This window comes from Synechococcus sp. PCC 6312, assembly GCF_000316685.1.
Classification (GTDB): domain Bacteria; phylum Cyanobacteriota; class Cyanobacteriia; order Thermosynechococcales; family Thermosynechococcaceae; genus Pseudocalidococcus.
This window is the reverse complement of the sequence record NC_019680.1, coordinates 3,226,713-3,240,326: the sequence shown is the minus strand read 5'-3', so window position 1 is coordinate 3,240,326 and position 13,614 is coordinate 3,226,713. Positions and strand designations below refer to the sequence as shown.

The window sequence follows — 13,614 nt, the reverse complement described above, 5'->3', positions numbered from 1 at the left end:
GTTGAGCAAATGGGCTGAAATTCTGGTAGGGCTGCCTTTCCTTGTTTTGGTTCCGACCCCAATCTGGGCCATTTGTCCTGCTAATTTATCAAAGAATCTGGATGCCTTAGTAACCACACCCGCCTATGCTCAGGGACAGTGGGGAATTGCAATTACGACTCTGAATGATCCCAATGGCAGCAGGACTCCCGACTGGCTCTATACCTACAAGAGCAATCAGCGGTTTTTAGTCGCATCTAATCTCAAACTGATTACAACGGCCGCAACTCTGGCTCAATTTGGCCCGAATTATCAGCTATCTACACAGGTTTTTGGAGAAGGTGCAGGAGCAGATTGGGCCTGGGTGCGATTGGTGGGAGGAGGAGATCCGAGCTTGAAGACTTCTGATCTAGAAAAAATGGCCCAATCTCTCTGGCAGCAGGGAATTCGCCACATTGACACTCTTGAGATCACCAGTCTGCCTTTTGCCGATCCGCCCTTGAATCCGACTTGGTCTTTAGCTGATGTTGCCGATGGTGAAATTGCCCCAATTACCCGCTTGGCCTTGAATCGTAATGCTTTACCGTTAGTTGTTACTCCCCAAGAATTAAATAAACCTCTCCACCTGGCCTGGACATACCCGGAACTAAGTCAGGACTGGCAGATTGTTAATCAAACCCGGACTGTGGCAACCTCCGATGAGGAGTTTATTGACACCAAATTAGATGAAGCGAAGAAAATTGTCCGGGTTATGGGGCAACTCCGAGTCGGCAGCGAACCAGAACCTGTGGATATCCCATTGCTCAATCCCTATCCTTATATCCTCAATCAGTGGCGGGCTGCCCTAAGCCGAGTCGGGATTCAGATCAACCGCGTCCAGATTCAAAACAGCCCCAGCCGGCCAATGGGACAACGTTTGTATAGCTTGTCATCGCCGCCTTTAACAGAGCTAATTAACCAGACCAACCGCCAGAGTGATAATTTTTACGCCGAAACCCTGAAGCAAGTCACCGCAACTATTCAACCTAGTCAAATCACACAAATTTTAAGCACCTGGGGCCTGGCATCAAATAGCTATCATCTTGAAGATGGTTCTGGGTTATCGCGAGCTAACTGGGTGACTCCACAAGCTCTCATCCAACTCCTCCAGATGCAGCGATTGCAGCCCTACTGGCCAGTCTTTCAAAACTCTTTACCCCAGGCCGGAGTTAATGGAACCCTCAAAAACCGCTTTAAGAATACGATTGCTCAAGGAACTATCTGGGCAAAAACAGGAACCTTAGAGGGTGTTGCTGCCTTATCCGGCTATGCCTATCCCCCGAATTTCTCGCCTTTGGTGTTCAGTATTGTTGTCAATCAAAGCAATGTCGAAGGGAGTAGTTTACGCCCACGTCTGGATCGAATTGCTTTAGAGATGATGAAGCTCCAGGCCTGTCCCTAGGATTTCGGGAAAGAGGGCTTCTAACTGTAAATTTGCCGCCGCATTGGCAAGCGTGGGGATGTCATCTTTTTCTACATTCTTTCCTAAATAGGGTAATGTCCCCAGTACGGGCCGATGGGTTAAGGTTTCTAAAAGCTCTGGATTAGCCCATTGTGCAAGTTGCATATCGGTGCAAGGAGTCAGGCAATTCCGGATCAGGCCTCGGACAGTGAGTTTTTTCTCTCTTGCCAATGCTAGGTTTGCCACCGCTTGTCCCATCGCCCCTAACCTAACGGGAACAACTAACACAATCGGAATTCGCCAGGCCCCGACCAAATCTGCCACTGTCCATTCCCAGGTAATCGGAGACCCTAAGCCGCCAATGCCTTCCATGAGGACTAAATCGTAATTGGCCCGGAGATGTTGCAGGGTTTGCCAAATGGGAGCTAAATCAATCTCTTTATTTTCTAGGGCCGCCGCTAAGGGAGGAGCTAAGGGGGCCTGGAATGAGACGGGATTAACCTCTGCGGGGGATTGCTCTAAGTCAAATAACCAATGATAGTGCTCTTGGTCTCCCACTGCTCCAGATTGCAAGGGTTTGAACAGTGCGACTCTCAGCTTAGGGGCATGGGCTTGGAAATAGGCAAATAGGGCTGAAGTTACCCAGGTTTTACCCACCTCTGTATCGGTACCAGTAATTAAAACAACGGGGCCTGGAGTCATGAAAATCCCTATGCTAAAGGATTGCAACGATCGATCGAGCAAAGCTCTAACAAACAAATCAAACCAGTGTATTCAACACAACAACCCTCCAAATTATAGCGACCAGGCCTGATCAACATCTCAGAACCCACAGCGGATATTTAGCTTTTGTAAACTAGGGGAATGATCAGTTTTCTCGAACTACTGCCCCGCGCCCTGACCACATTTTTATTTGCTCTGACTGCACTATTGAGGTTTTATGGCAACTCCGAATCTATCCCCATCACCCGTTTCCCCCTCACCTAACTCCAATGGAGCTTCTGGACTTTCCTCGCTGCAACAACGGCTTTGGTGGTTAATCTCGGCCTTGAGTGGCACGCTGGACATCAACGCCGATATCGAGAGACTGAAGCACGAGAAATTGCTATTGAGACAAGAGAAACTGCTATTGAAACAAGAGAAATTGCAGCAAGAGAGCGAGATCGAGCGGCTTATCGAACTCGACTCCAAACTAAATGCCTTGCAGCAATCATGGGATGCCAACTTGCCCCCAGTGCCCGAAGTAAACAGCGACTCCGAGACATGATAACTCTGCTGGAGGAATATTCTGATTTGCTGTAGGAAACATTTATGGATCGGAAAACCGTCAACGTTTCTATGGTTTTATCCCCCCAGGCCCTGTCGCTGCACTTGTTAAAGTAGGGTTAAGCCAAAACTAGGGCTAAGATTGCAGAAGGATGGCTATCTTATGGATCAATTCTTAAATTCCATGTCCGACCCCGCGACCCCAATTAGCTTAAGTGACTATCTCCAAGGTCTTGATCAGGAAACCGTGTCCCGGATGTCTCGCCCAAGTTCGCCAGAAGTGATGGCCCTAATGGATCAACACATCATGAGTTTGCTCGGTCATTTACCTCCCCAGGAATTTGATGTCACCATCACCACGAATCGAGAAAACCTTGGCCGACTCCTAGCCACTGCCTTGATGAGCGGTTATTTCCTCCGGGGAGCTGAACAGCGTCTAAAAATGGAACAGTCCTTAGCCAATAGTCATGAACTCTAGATGGATAGTTATTTTGCTTAGGAGTGAAACACAAAAATAACTGTTACGGGTGGTACTCTTGAATGTCTCAGTTTTGGCAGAAATGACTATATTGAGGTAAGCCTGAGATTTCAAGTGAGTGGATGGCGATAGTCAAAGATAGTTCAGGACTTTACAGTTCCGCATTATTGCCAGTTCCCCAACTGCGCCAGGCCTTATTAGGTTGGTATGCTGAATTTGGTCGAGATTTACCGTGGCGGAATACTCAAGATCCATATGCCATCTGGATTTCGGAAATCATGCTCCAGCAGACCCAGGTGCAAACAGTTATTCCCTACTATCAACGTTGGCTAGAAGCTTTACCAACTCTCCAAACTCTAGCCCAGGCCAGTCAGCAACAGGTGCTCAAACTCTGGCAAGGATTAGGCTACTACGCCCGCGCTCGTAATTTACACACCACTGCCCAGAAAATTCTCAGGTCATACAACGGCAAGTTTCCCCAAGATATTGAACTGGTGATGGGCTTACCGGGTATTGGTCAAACCACCGCTGGGGGAATTCTCAGCGCGGCCTTTAATCAACCCCAGCCCATTTTGGATGGCAATGTTAAGCGGGTTTTAGCCCGACTCTATGCGGTGAAACAGCCTCCCCAAAAAGTCCTAAAATTACTTTGGCAACTGTCCACCACGCTCCTGGATCCCTCTTTCCCCCGTGAATTTAACCAGGCCTTGATGGATTTAGGGGCCACGATCTGCCTACCCAAAAATCCCCATTGCCAGGCCTGTCCTTGGTTAAACTATTGCCAGGCCCATCAAGAAAACCTGGTTAGCAAACTCCCCATGACGATTCCCAGTCAGCCAATTCCCCACAAAATTATTGGTGTTGCGGTCATTTGGAACCCTCAGGAACAGGTGTTGATTGATCGGCGGCCCGCAGATGGGTTACTAGGGGGGTTATGGGAATTTCCGGGGGGCAAAGTTGAACCGAACGAAACAATTCCGGCCTGTATCCAGCGGGAAATCCAAGAAGAAATTGGCATTGAGATTGCCGTGGGAGATGAATTTATTCGGGTGGATCATGCCTATAGCCATTTCAAAGTTACCTTAGTTGTGCATCACTGCCAGTATCTATCGGGAGACCCCCAACCCCTAGCCTGTGAGGAAGTCCGTTGGGTGACGGTTGCAGAGTTGCCTGATTACCCGTTTCCGAAAGCTAACGAAAAGATTATTACTGCCCTCTTAGCCCAGGCCCCAGGGGTTAAAAATGGTTAATGAGCGGAGGGCGACTGGGTGACTCTTGGGCTGGGTCTGGGAACAATTGCCGCTCTTGACGGTCTGAGTAAGTAGCTCGCCCTCGGGATGATGGCCGGCCGCACAAATTGACCCTACTCTAGACTAATGACAGCCATGACCTCTACTATTTCCTTATCTTGGCCTGGTGTTGGAGAGCAAAGATCGCTCGCTGGAGAGCTTCGCTCGTTCGCAGAGGAGACCTGTTCTGGGGTGGCTGTTCCGGTATCAAAACTTGCAAATCCAGATTTAGTCCTGCGTTGCCAGGCCGGGTTAAGTCCGGATCGGGCTGCTTTTACAGAACTGTTGCGAAGACACCAATCCCACGTGGAGCGGGTTATCTATCACCTGGCGCCGGATTGGGATGACCGGGCAGATTTGGTGCAGGAGGTTTGGATTCGGGTGTATCGGAATATTAAACGCCTGCAAGATCCCCATAAATTTCGGGGTTGGCTGGGCCGAATTACCACCAATCTTTTCTATGATGAACTGCGTAAGCGCAAACGCCACCAGGCCCCCTTGTCCCTAGATGCTCCCTTAGTCACCTCTGATGGGGAAATGAATTGGGAAATTGCGGCGGCAGACCCCAGTCCCGATGATGTTCTTTCTACGGATGAGTTTTACGCCCAACTCCACCAGGCCATCGCAGATCTGCCAGAGTCCTTTCGGACAACCATTGTTTTACGGGAAATTGACGGCCTGGCCTATGAAGAAATTGCCGCCATTACCGGAGTCTCTCTTGGAACGGTCAAATCTCGCATTGCTCGCGCCCGCGCCCGCCTCCAAGTCCAACTTCAGCCCCATCTGGATGCTCAAAACTTTTAATTTTCCCTCCCGCTAACTCCTAATGCCTACCCCCACTAACCCTATGGACAGCCCGACCCCCTTTTCCCCCAAATCCACCCCGCCGAATAGCCCAGACCGCAGCCAGGCAGAACGCTTTGAACTTCTCAGTGCTTACCTGGATGGGGAAGTCACACCCGCCCAACGGGCCCAAGTCGAGGCCTGGTTAGCCACAGAACCGGATTATCAGCATCTTTACCACCGCCTCCTGAAACTACAACAGAGCTTGCACCAGGCTCCTTGTCCTCTGACAACTTCAGCGGAAACCTTGGCCAATCAAGTCCTTGCTAAAGCCCAAAATCGGCCCCGCACCCTCTTGGCCTGGACAGGGGTTGGTGCAGTGTCCGCAGCCGCTTTGGTCGGAGTCTTGAGCAGCATTTTTCCAGGCCTGCTCTCTCCCATCCCCTTAAACGAAACGGCAGCGGCCGACTTGACCCCAACCGCCATCAGAACCACTCCCAGCGGTAATCTCTATCAACCTCAAAATAACTTAGACTTGGACAATACGGCTAACTTAATGCTGACCTTAGATCGCCCCCCAGTCGCGATTCCTGTTTCTACCCAGACGGAACCTGGCCTGGATCGTCGGACATTGGATTTGAGTCCCTCCCCCCAACCCTAAATCCGTCTGACTGGCTCGAACCTTAGTAAAACTTAGTCTATTTATGTCATAGTGGTATCGCATCTGTGTCACGTCTAGGCAAAGCAGTGAAAAATTTGAATTTGACTCTGATGGGATACATCCGATTCACGATCTGGGATTTAACCGTTGCCCTCCAACAACGGCGATTATCAGACCCAACCCTATCCTGGGTAGATGGCTGTGAGGGGCCCAGTATCACCTGATCGGCCTGCAACTACGGGTTTGTTTGAGCGTTTTTCAACAAACTGGGTCGGTCAGGGGTAGCAGATGACTGCCCATTGCCCAAGCTAGGTTTTCAGTCAATTAAGTCTTCTAAGTTGCTGTTGTATTTCGAGAATTGATTGTAACAGCGTTCTAGTTGGACTGTATTTCAATGTTGTTCGGGAAAATTCAGGGTACAGGCCTGGTTCTCGATTCCTTTGGAGGTTTTTTTCATGTCTCAAACTTTTACACAACCGATTACCCCAACTCCCATTAGTGCTGACGTGAGTGTTGTGGATTTAATTAATAACTATTTCACCGCTTACAACTCTGGACGGTTACGGGAAGCCTGTCAGTTACTCACCCAATCTGTCTTTCAACCCGGTGTGACGGTGGGCTTAAGTTTGTCTGGGGCCATGACTCCGACCGGCCTGGGGATTTCCGCCTTAGCACCCCTGTTGCGGGCCGGCTTTGTGGACTACATCATCAGCACCGGAGCCAATCTCTATCACGACATTCACTACGCCTTGGGGATGGATTTATACGCCAGTCATCCGTTTGTGGATGATGTCCAACTGCGTCAAGAGAGCCAAATTCGCATCTATGACATTATTTTTGACTATGACGTGCTCCTGGAAACCGATGCCTTTATTCGACAAGTGTTGCGCTCGGCTCCTTTTCAACGGCGGATGGGGACAGCGGAATTTCATTATCTCTTGGGCCAATATGTCCGGGAAGTAGAAGTTAAGCTGAATCGCCCCCACACCTCGTTGTTATCCACAGCCTATGAATGTGGCGTGCCCATTTATACCTCTTCCCCTGGGGATAGTTCCATTGGCATGAATGTGGCGGCTTTGGCATTGGAAGGCTCGCAGTTGATTTTAGACCCGGCCATTGATGTGAATGAAACCGCCGCCTTGGCCTATTTTGCGCGGGAGTCGGGGATTCCGGGTGTTCCAGGCCAGAGTGCCGCCTTGATTATTGGTGGGGGGAGTCCCAAAAACTTCCTGCTCCAAACTCAACCCCAAATCCATGAAGTCCTGGGCCTGGAGGAGCGGGGTCATGATTACTTTATCCAAATTACGGATGCACGACCCGATACTGGGGGATTGTCCGGGGCTGTTCCCAGTGAAGCCGTCAGTTGGGGCAAGGTAGATCCGCAAGGGTTACGGGATACGGTGGTTTGCTATACCGACAGCACGATTGCCTTACCGATCCTGACCGCCTACACCCTCAACCAATGTCCAGCCCGTGCCCTGAAACGGTTATATGATCGGCGAGATGAGTTGATGGCCGCCCTCCAGGCCCAATACCTCCAGGCCCAGTTAGTCCGCCGCCAAGCCCAGGCCGAGGAATCAAGCTTAGGGGTTTCCCGCAAAGAAGTTGTCAATACCACTGTGGCTACCTATCCCTGTGGGACTCCAATCAGGCGGTCAAATTCCTTTTAAGTGGTTAGAACAGAGATCAACACAGAGATCAACGCAATCTGAACACAACACAATTACGACAGGCTACCATCATGGGCCAACCTGATTTTCGAGATATTTTGGAATTTTGGTTTGGCCCAACCGATAGCCCAGACTATGGTCAGCCCCAAGACTTTTGGTTTGTCAAAGATGCTGCCTTTGATCTCGAAGTAACAACGCGATTTTTAGCAGTCTATCAACAGGCGGCCCGGCATGAACTCATGGCCTGGGAAAACACGCCCTTAAGCAGCTTGGCCCTAGCGATTGTGTTAGATCAATTCCCCCGGAACCTGTTTCGGAATACCCCCCAAGCCTTTGCCACTGACCCCCTGGCCCTGGCTGTTGCCCGTAATGCTATTGCCCAAGGATTTGACACTCAAGTTTTGCCTGTCCAACGCTGGTTTTTCTATTTACCGTTTGAACATAGCGAAATGCTGACGGATCAAGAAATGAGCTTACAACTTTGGGCACAATTACGGGGTGATCCAAACAGTGAAAATCCCATTCACTACGCCTATCGGCATTGGGAAGTCATTGCCCGTTTTGGTCGCTTTCCCCACCGCAATCCAATTCTTGGCCGGCCAAGTACCCCTGAAGAATTAGGGTTTCTCCAGGAGCCTGGGTCTCATTTCTAAATAAATTCCTCAGGACTACTGATCCCCACCCCCAGTTAAGGGTCGCGGGGCCTGGTCGTAGTAGGCGGCGGACATGGTGGGGCTGAGGCTGAGGGAGCGGTTATAGTCTTGGCGGGCCAGTTCAATTTTGCCCATGTCGAAATAGGCCATCCCCCGGCTATAGTAGGCAGCCACAAATTCCGGGTCTAAGGCAATGGCCTGATCAAAGTTATTGACAGCAGCGGGAAGGTTTTGTAAGGCCAGGTAGGTCATCCCCCGGTTATAGAAGGCACTGGCAAAATTCGGATCAAGTTCAATGGCCTGATTATAGTCATCTAGGGCCTTCAGGTGATCCCCTAGGTCGGCCTGGGCTAATCCCCGTGCAAAGTAGTAATCGGCCAGGCCCTGTTGGGTAATGGCTTGAGTAAAGTAGGCAATGGCCTGGGGAAAATCACCCTGTCCTTGGGCCACTAAACCAAGATTGTAATAGTCCTGAGCGGTTTCTGGTTGAATTTGTAACTGCTGTTGGACTTCGGCCGGGGTAAGAGTGGCCACCGCGACAGAAGTGGGCAGGGGAGTTGAACGGGGTTGGGCCAGAATAAGAGGGGCTAAGGCTCCAGCTAGAAGAATACTCAAACCCAAAGTACGAAGCACCAGACGAGACATAGTATTTATTTGTGGGGGTTAGGGGTTTTAAGTGTAGAGGGAGCGTTATTGAACTGCAAATAAGACGTTAGCCAAGAGTTATAAATAAGTTTGGTTTTGGAAACGAACAACATAACTGAATCTATGTTTAATCTAGCTTGTTTTCTAAGGGTTCACTTCCCCCCATTGGATGAACTTAACCCGGCCTGGGCAGGGGTTTTTAAGGGTTAAGCAATTTCCCACATACCAGTTGCTTGACATATCAACTTACGCAGATTGTTTTGAGCTATAAAAATCTGAAAGGCTCTCTCTGAGAAACGGCCTTTAATATGTCTATCTTTAATCTTAAATGTGTAAAATGTAGTACCCCCTACACCTTAACGACTTGAGGTTGATCTGTTGTCAGTTCCCAAGGACTGAAGCGGTCTGGTGGTAATTGCCAGAGATCTAACCCTCGCTGAAAAATATCCTCAATTCGGTACATCTGTCCATCGGTCGTGAGGAATTGGTGATCGGTGGTGGCTTTAATCGTGCCTCCAGTCTCCAGTTGATACTCAAAGACTTCCTGCCAGGCCCGGCGATGCCATTGGGCAATCGGTTGACTATAGACATGGCCGTGGGCATTGACGCTGAGAACCTGACATTCAATCTGTTCTTCCACAAGCCGTCCAATTGGAAGCCAGCCATACTCAACGGTATAAAGTTCCGTATCGGCACTGAGGCAATATTCCGCAAACATGACCATTTGTTGGAATAAGTCTTGGGCCGTTTTTCCCGGCACGCCATTTTTCGCCGAACCATCCACAAACATCTGCTCGTGTTTCTGCATTTCCGAGACTTTCTTTTTCCCCATCGCCCGCCGCAGCAAATCTGCCTGTCCTAAGGAATATCCCGCCAAGTCCTGGGCCATTTTCATAATCTGTTCTTGGAAAATTAAGACCCCATAGGTTTCATCGAGAATCGGTTTGAGCAAGTCGTGTTCGTACTGAATCCGTTCCCGCCCGTGTTTGCGATTGATAAATTTGGGGACAAGTCCGGCATCAAGGGGGCCTGGGCGATAGAGAGCGAGGACTGAGGAAATATCTTCGAGGTTGGAGGGCTTAAGCTCCCGGACAATTTGCCGCATTCCTGAGGATTCCAGTTGGAAAATCCCTTCTAATTCCCCCCGAGACAGAAGGGCATAGGTTTGGGGATCATCTAAGGGCAATGCGTCCACATCAATTTCGTGGTTTTGGAATTGGCGGACGAGGTCTTTGGTTTTTTGGATCATGGTCAAATTTCGCAGACCCAAAAAGTCCATTTTTAGCAGGCCCAGCGACTCCAAATCTTCCATGAAATATTGGGTGATCACGGTTCCGTCATTGTTGCGTTGAAGGGGGACAATTTCAGCTAAGGGTTCCGAGGCAATCACCACGCCTGCCGCATGGACGCCATAGGTTTTGTTGGTGCCTTCAATTCGCATGGCCAGATCTAGCCAGTGACGCACCCGTTCATCGGTCTCATAGATTTTCTTAAATTCTGGCTCTGGTGTGTCATCAGAAATCATCACCTTCAGCTTGGTCGGTTTGCCCCGGACAATCGGAATCATTTTGGCCATTTTGTCGGCTTCCCCATAGGGAATATCCAACACCCGCGCCACATCTTTCAGAACCGCTTTAGAAGTCATCCGGTTAAAAGTAATGATTTGGGCCACCCGTTCCGTGCCATATTTTTGGGTGACGTATTGAATCACTTCATCCCGGCGTTCAATGCAAAAATCTGTATCAATATCCGGCATGGACTTCCGTTCTGGGTTTAAGAAACGCTCAAACAACAGGCCATGGTGGACCGGATCAATGTTCGTAATGCCCAAGGCATAGGCAACTAATGACCCTGCCGCGGATCCACGGCCTGGCCCCACGGGAATCCCATTGTCCCGCGCATATTTGATATAGTCCCAAACCACCAAAAAATAAGTCGAAAAGCCCATTTTCTGAAGCATTTCTAACTCGTATTCCAAGCGCTCTCGATAGCGGGGTTCGATGTCGGCTCTATTGCCAAAATTAAAGCGTTTGAGCAGGCCATCCCAGGTGACTTGTTCCAGATAGGTTTCGGCGGTATGGCCGGGGGGCAGGGGATAAGCTGGGCTTTGGGGTTCTCGGAAAATATCGTAGGGTTCAATTTTGGCCGCCACTTCTAAGGTATTGGCAATGGCAGTTTCGATAATGTCCGGCTCTAAATGATCCTGAAATAATTGGGCCATTTCCGCGGCGGATTTGAGATATTCCGTGCCGCTATACCGTAAGCGTTTATCTTCTGTAATTAACTTACCCGTTTGAATACAAAGCAGCGCGTCATGGCTTTCCACGTCATAACAGGAAATAAAGTGGGAGTCGTTGGTGGCGATAATTTTAATCCCCAGTTCTTGGCTGATTTTTACCAGTTCCACATTCACGACCCGATCCTCTGGAGAACCGTGATCCTGAATTTCTAAATAAAAATCTTCACCAAAGCGTTCTTGATACCAACTGGCCACCCGTCGCGCTACATCAGGTTTGCCGTGCATGATGGCCTGGGGAATTTCACCGCCTAAGCAAGCACTGGTAACGATTAGACCTTCCCGATATTGCTCTAATAAATCTTTGTTGATACAGGGCCGGGAAAAAATCCCTTTGCCTTGCACCCCTTCTAAGTGGGAAATAGTCGTTAATTTGGCCAGGTTCCGATAGCCTTGAGTATTTTTCGCTAAGACAACTTGATGAAATCGGGGCCGTCGTTCTTGTTTGGTAATATCCCCGTTGATCACATACATTTCGTTGCCAATAATCGGCTTGAGATTTTTACCCCGACACAGTTTCAGCAGTTCCACCGCCCCATACATCACCCCATGATCCGTCAAGGCGACCGCGGGCATTCCCAATTCCATGGCCTGGTTGACGAGATCTGGCAACTGACTGGCTCCATCAAGCAAACTATAGTCACTGTGAATATGCAGGCCAACAAAAGACATAGGGAAAAATTTCCAGGCCGAGGGTTGATTGACTCTTTATCTTAAACCATCTCTTCAGGGACATTTATCGGGAATCAGGTTTAAAATCGGAAAACTAAAATAAGAGTCGCCAGGCCAATCGTCCCAGGCCAAGGATCGCTAACCCCGTCACCATAAACAGAAAAATGGCCCCGCCCCAATAGTGTCCCAAGAGTAGTAAGATGCCCCCCAGTAAGGTGAAGCCCGCAACACAGGTCAGTAATAAACATTGCAGGGTCAGATAAACTCGCCGCAGCATGATCTCCGTTTCTGGGGCGTTAACCCGGACTTTAATCTCACCGCGCTCCAACCGGGCCTGGAAGTTTTGGAGGAGAATTTCGGTGCGACTGGGTTGATTGAGCCGATGTTGGATAAAGTCTTGGGTTTGTTGGGTTAGGGTTCGCCAACTGCGTCCAGGCCTGGTGCTCAGGGCTAATTGTTTGACAAAGGGTTGGGCGGCGGCCACGAGGTTATAGTTCGCGTCGAGAGTCCGGGCAATGCCATCTAAGGTAGTGAGGGATTTAAGAATATAGGTTAACTTTGCGGGGAGTCGGAAGGGCTGTTGTTGGAAAAGTAGATAAACGTCTTGGCGCATCTGGCTAAAAAATTCCACATCCAGAGGGCGTTCTGTAAATTCCGTTAGAATCACTTGCATGATCCGCTCCACGGTGGACATATCTGAGACAGGTTCAATTAATCCCAACTGGGTCAGGGTGACAATGACTTGCTGGGTGTCTTTCTTGAGCACGGCAAAAAAGGTGGCCACCATTTGTTCTTGGTTCAGGGCCGGGACTTCCGTCATCATGCCGTAGTCATAAAAAATTAAGTCTCCCGTAGTCGTCACGGCTAAGTTACCTGGGTGGGGATCCGCATGGAAAAAGCCATCAATTAATAGTTGTTTCAGGTAACAGCAAATACCCAGTTGGTTCAGGGCCTGGGGGTTGAGTCTGTGGGCAGCGAGGGCGGCAGGGTTGTCAATGCGAATCCCAGGTAAATATTCCATCGTCAGGACGCGACTGGTGGTGTAAGTCCAGTAGATTTTGGGCACGCGGATTTGGGGTTCGGCCTGGAAGTTCTGGCGGAAGCGGTCAGCATTTTGTCCTTCCCGAATATAGTCAATTTCTTGCAAGAGGATGCTAAAAAATTCTTCGTAAATGGCAGGTAAATCGTAACGGCGGCTGGTGGGGATTGTCCGATCGAGTAGCTTAACCCAGGCCCCGATCACTCGATAGTCCAATGACAAAAGTTGCTGTAAATAGGGCCGCTGGACTTTGACAACGACAGCCTCACCACTGTGTAATGTGGCCCGATGGACTTGCCCTAAACTGGCTGCGGCAAGGGGTTCGGTGACAAATTCGGCATAGAGTTCTGGTAATGGGTAGCCTAATTCACGGGTGACAATCTCCAAGGCCTGGCGGGGATTAAAAGGAGGAACCCGATCTTGGAGGTCGCGCAGGGCTTCTACATATTCCCAAGGGAGTAAATCTATCCGTGTTGAAAGAAACTGACCAATTTTAATAAAGGTCGGCCCCAAATCCAGCAGGGTTTGCACCAGATGGCGGGCCCGTTTTTGGCGCAGTCGAGCAGAATCGCGATGCCAGGCCCAGTCCCAAACCCAACGCACTAGTAGCCCTAAAATTGCGGTGGTGATTTGCCATTGTCGGGACAATAAAGATTGTGACCGCTGCCAACGAAATGGTTTTTCGGCTGGGATGGGCATTGGCTAGACAGCTAGGAAATAGGCTGATTTTTGGCAGGAATGG

Annotated in this window: 12 protein-coding genes; 8 read left to right on the top strand and 4 right to left on the bottom strand. The window is 49.7% G+C overall.

Annotation, left to right across the window (positions count from 1 at the left end; translation table 11 throughout):
* Nucleotides 1–46 precede the first annotated feature (46 nt).
* Nucleotides 47–1,420 (top strand): D-alanyl-D-alanine carboxypeptidase/D-alanyl-D-alanine-endopeptidase, encoded by a 1,374-nt coding sequence (dacB, locus tag SYN6312_RS15755; RefSeq protein ID WP_172636063.1) that lies wholly within the window; start codon nucleotides 47–49, stop codon nucleotides 1,418–1,420.
* Here the strand turns inward: dacB and bioD are convergent.
* Nucleotides 1,388–2,122 (bottom strand): dethiobiotin synthase, encoded by a 735-nt coding sequence (gene bioD / locus SYN6312_RS15750; RefSeq protein ID WP_015125894.1) that lies wholly within the window; start codon nucleotides 2,120–2,122, stop codon nucleotides 1,388–1,390. The two genes, dacB and bioD, sit on opposite strands and share 33 nt — an antisense overlap.
* 238 nt (nucleotides 2,123–2,360) lie before the next feature.
* Here bioD and SYN6312_RS19165 point away from each other — a divergent pair, with 238 nt between their 5' ends.
* The 7 genes from SYN6312_RS19165 (at nucleotide 2,361) to SYN6312_RS15715 (ending at nucleotide 8,220) form a co-directional block, all read left to right on the top strand.
* On the top strand, nucleotides 2,361–2,687 hold the full coding sequence (locus tag SYN6312_RS19165; RefSeq protein WP_015125893.1) for a hypothetical protein: 327 nt from the start codon (nucleotides 2,361–2,363) through the stop codon (nucleotides 2,685–2,687).
* Between the two features lie 162 nt (nucleotides 2,688–2,849).
* A complete protein-coding gene (locus tag SYN6312_RS15740) occupies nucleotides 2,850–3,164 on the top strand; it encodes a DUF760 domain-containing protein (RefSeq protein ID WP_015125892.1) in 315 nt (104 codons plus the stop codon).
* 122 nt (nucleotides 3,165–3,286) lie between these two features.
* Nucleotides 3,287–4,414, top strand: coding sequence for an A/G-specific adenine glycosylase (gene mutY / locus SYN6312_RS15735; protein ID WP_015125891.1), 1,128 nt, complete (start codon nucleotides 3,287–3,289; stop codon nucleotides 4,412–4,414).
* Nucleotides 4,415–4,549: 135 nt separating this feature from the next.
* Complete coding sequence (locus tag SYN6312_RS15730) at nucleotides 4,550–5,257, top strand: sigma-70 family RNA polymerase sigma factor (protein ID WP_015125890.1); 708 nt, start codon at nucleotides 4,550–4,552, stop codon at nucleotides 5,255–5,257.
* Nucleotides 5,258–5,300: 43 nt separating this feature from the next.
* Nucleotides 5,301–5,897 carry an anti-sigma factor gene (locus SYN6312_RS18495; RefSeq protein ID WP_172636062.1) on the top strand — a complete coding sequence of 199 codons (597 nt, stop codon included), beginning with the start codon at nucleotides 5,301–5,303 and terminating at the stop codon, nucleotides 5,895–5,897.
* A gap of 455 nt (nucleotides 5,898–6,352) precedes the next feature.
* Complete coding sequence (speY, locus tag SYN6312_RS15720) at nucleotides 6,353–7,567, top strand: deoxyhypusine synthase (RefSeq protein WP_015125888.1); 1,215 nt, start codon at nucleotides 6,353–6,355, stop codon at nucleotides 7,565–7,567.
* Nucleotides 7,568–7,638: 71 nt separating this feature from the next.
* Nucleotides 7,639–8,220, top strand: a complete 582-nt coding sequence (locus SYN6312_RS15715; RefSeq protein WP_015125887.1) for a DUF924 family protein — start codon at nucleotides 7,639–7,641, stop codon at nucleotides 8,218–8,220.
* Nucleotides 8,221–8,235: 15 nt separating this feature from the next.
* Here the strand turns inward: SYN6312_RS15715 and SYN6312_RS15710 are convergent, their stop codons facing one another.
* The 3 genes from SYN6312_RS15710 to SYN6312_RS15700 all read right to left on the bottom strand — a co-directional run bounded on the left by SYN6312_RS15710 (nucleotide 8,236) and on the right by SYN6312_RS15700 (nucleotide 13,571).
* Nucleotides 8,236–8,865 (bottom strand): tetratricopeptide repeat protein, encoded by a 630-nt coding sequence (locus tag SYN6312_RS15710; protein ID WP_015125886.1) that lies wholly within the window; start codon nucleotides 8,863–8,865, stop codon nucleotides 8,236–8,238.
* A gap of 349 nt (nucleotides 8,866–9,214) precedes the next feature.
* Nucleotides 9,215–11,833 (bottom strand): trans-splicing intein-formed DNA polymerase III subunit alpha N-terminal partner DnaE-N, encoded by a 2,619-nt coding sequence (locus SYN6312_RS15705; RefSeq protein ID WP_015125885.1) that lies wholly within the window; start codon nucleotides 11,831–11,833, stop codon nucleotides 9,215–9,217.
* 94 nt (nucleotides 11,834–11,927) lie between these two features.
* On the bottom strand, nucleotides 11,928–13,571 hold the full coding sequence (locus SYN6312_RS15700) for an AarF/ABC1/UbiB kinase family protein (protein ID WP_015125884.1): 1,644 nt from the start codon (nucleotides 13,569–13,571) through the stop codon (nucleotides 11,928–11,930).
* Nucleotides 13,572–13,614: the final 43 nt, after the last annotated feature.

Bases quoted from the DNA above. Each gene is read 5' to 3' on its own strand.
- mutY (WP_015125891.1), top strand. From the start codon at position 3,287: ATGGCGATAGTCAAAGATAGTTCAGGACTTTACAGTTCCGCATTATTG.
- SYN6312_RS15700 (WP_015125884.1), bottom strand. From the start codon at position 13,571: ATGCCCATCCCAGCCGAAAAACCATTTCGTTGGCAGCGGTCACAATCT.
- SYN6312_RS15705 (WP_015125885.1), bottom strand. From the start codon at position 11,833: ATGTCTTTTGTTGGCCTGCATATTCACAGTGACTATAGTTTGCTTGAT.
- SYN6312_RS15740 (WP_015125892.1), top strand. From the start codon at position 2,850: ATGGATCAATTCTTAAATTCCATGTCCGACCCCGCGACCCCAATTAGC.
- SYN6312_RS15730 (WP_015125890.1), top strand. From the start codon at position 4,550: ATGACCTCTACTATTTCCTTATCTTGGCCTGGTGTTGGAGAGCAAAGA.
- SYN6312_RS19165 (WP_015125893.1), top strand. From the start codon at position 2,361: ATGGCAACTCCGAATCTATCCCCATCACCCGTTTCCCCCTCACCTAAC.
- SYN6312_RS18495 (WP_172636062.1), top strand. From the start codon at position 5,301: ATGGACAGCCCGACCCCCTTTTCCCCCAAATCCACCCCGCCGAATAGC.
- SYN6312_RS15715 (WP_015125887.1), top strand. From the start codon at position 7,639: ATGGGCCAACCTGATTTTCGAGATATTTTGGAATTTTGGTTTGGCCCA.
- speY (WP_015125888.1), top strand. From the start codon at position 6,353: ATGTCTCAAACTTTTACACAACCGATTACCCCAACTCCCATTAGTGCT.
- SYN6312_RS15710 (WP_015125886.1), bottom strand. From the start codon at position 8,865: ATGTCTCGTCTGGTGCTTCGTACTTTGGGTTTGAGTATTCTTCTAGCT.
- bioD (WP_015125894.1), bottom strand. From the start codon at position 2,122: ATGACTCCAGGCCCCGTTGTTTTAATTACTGGTACCGATACAGAGGTG.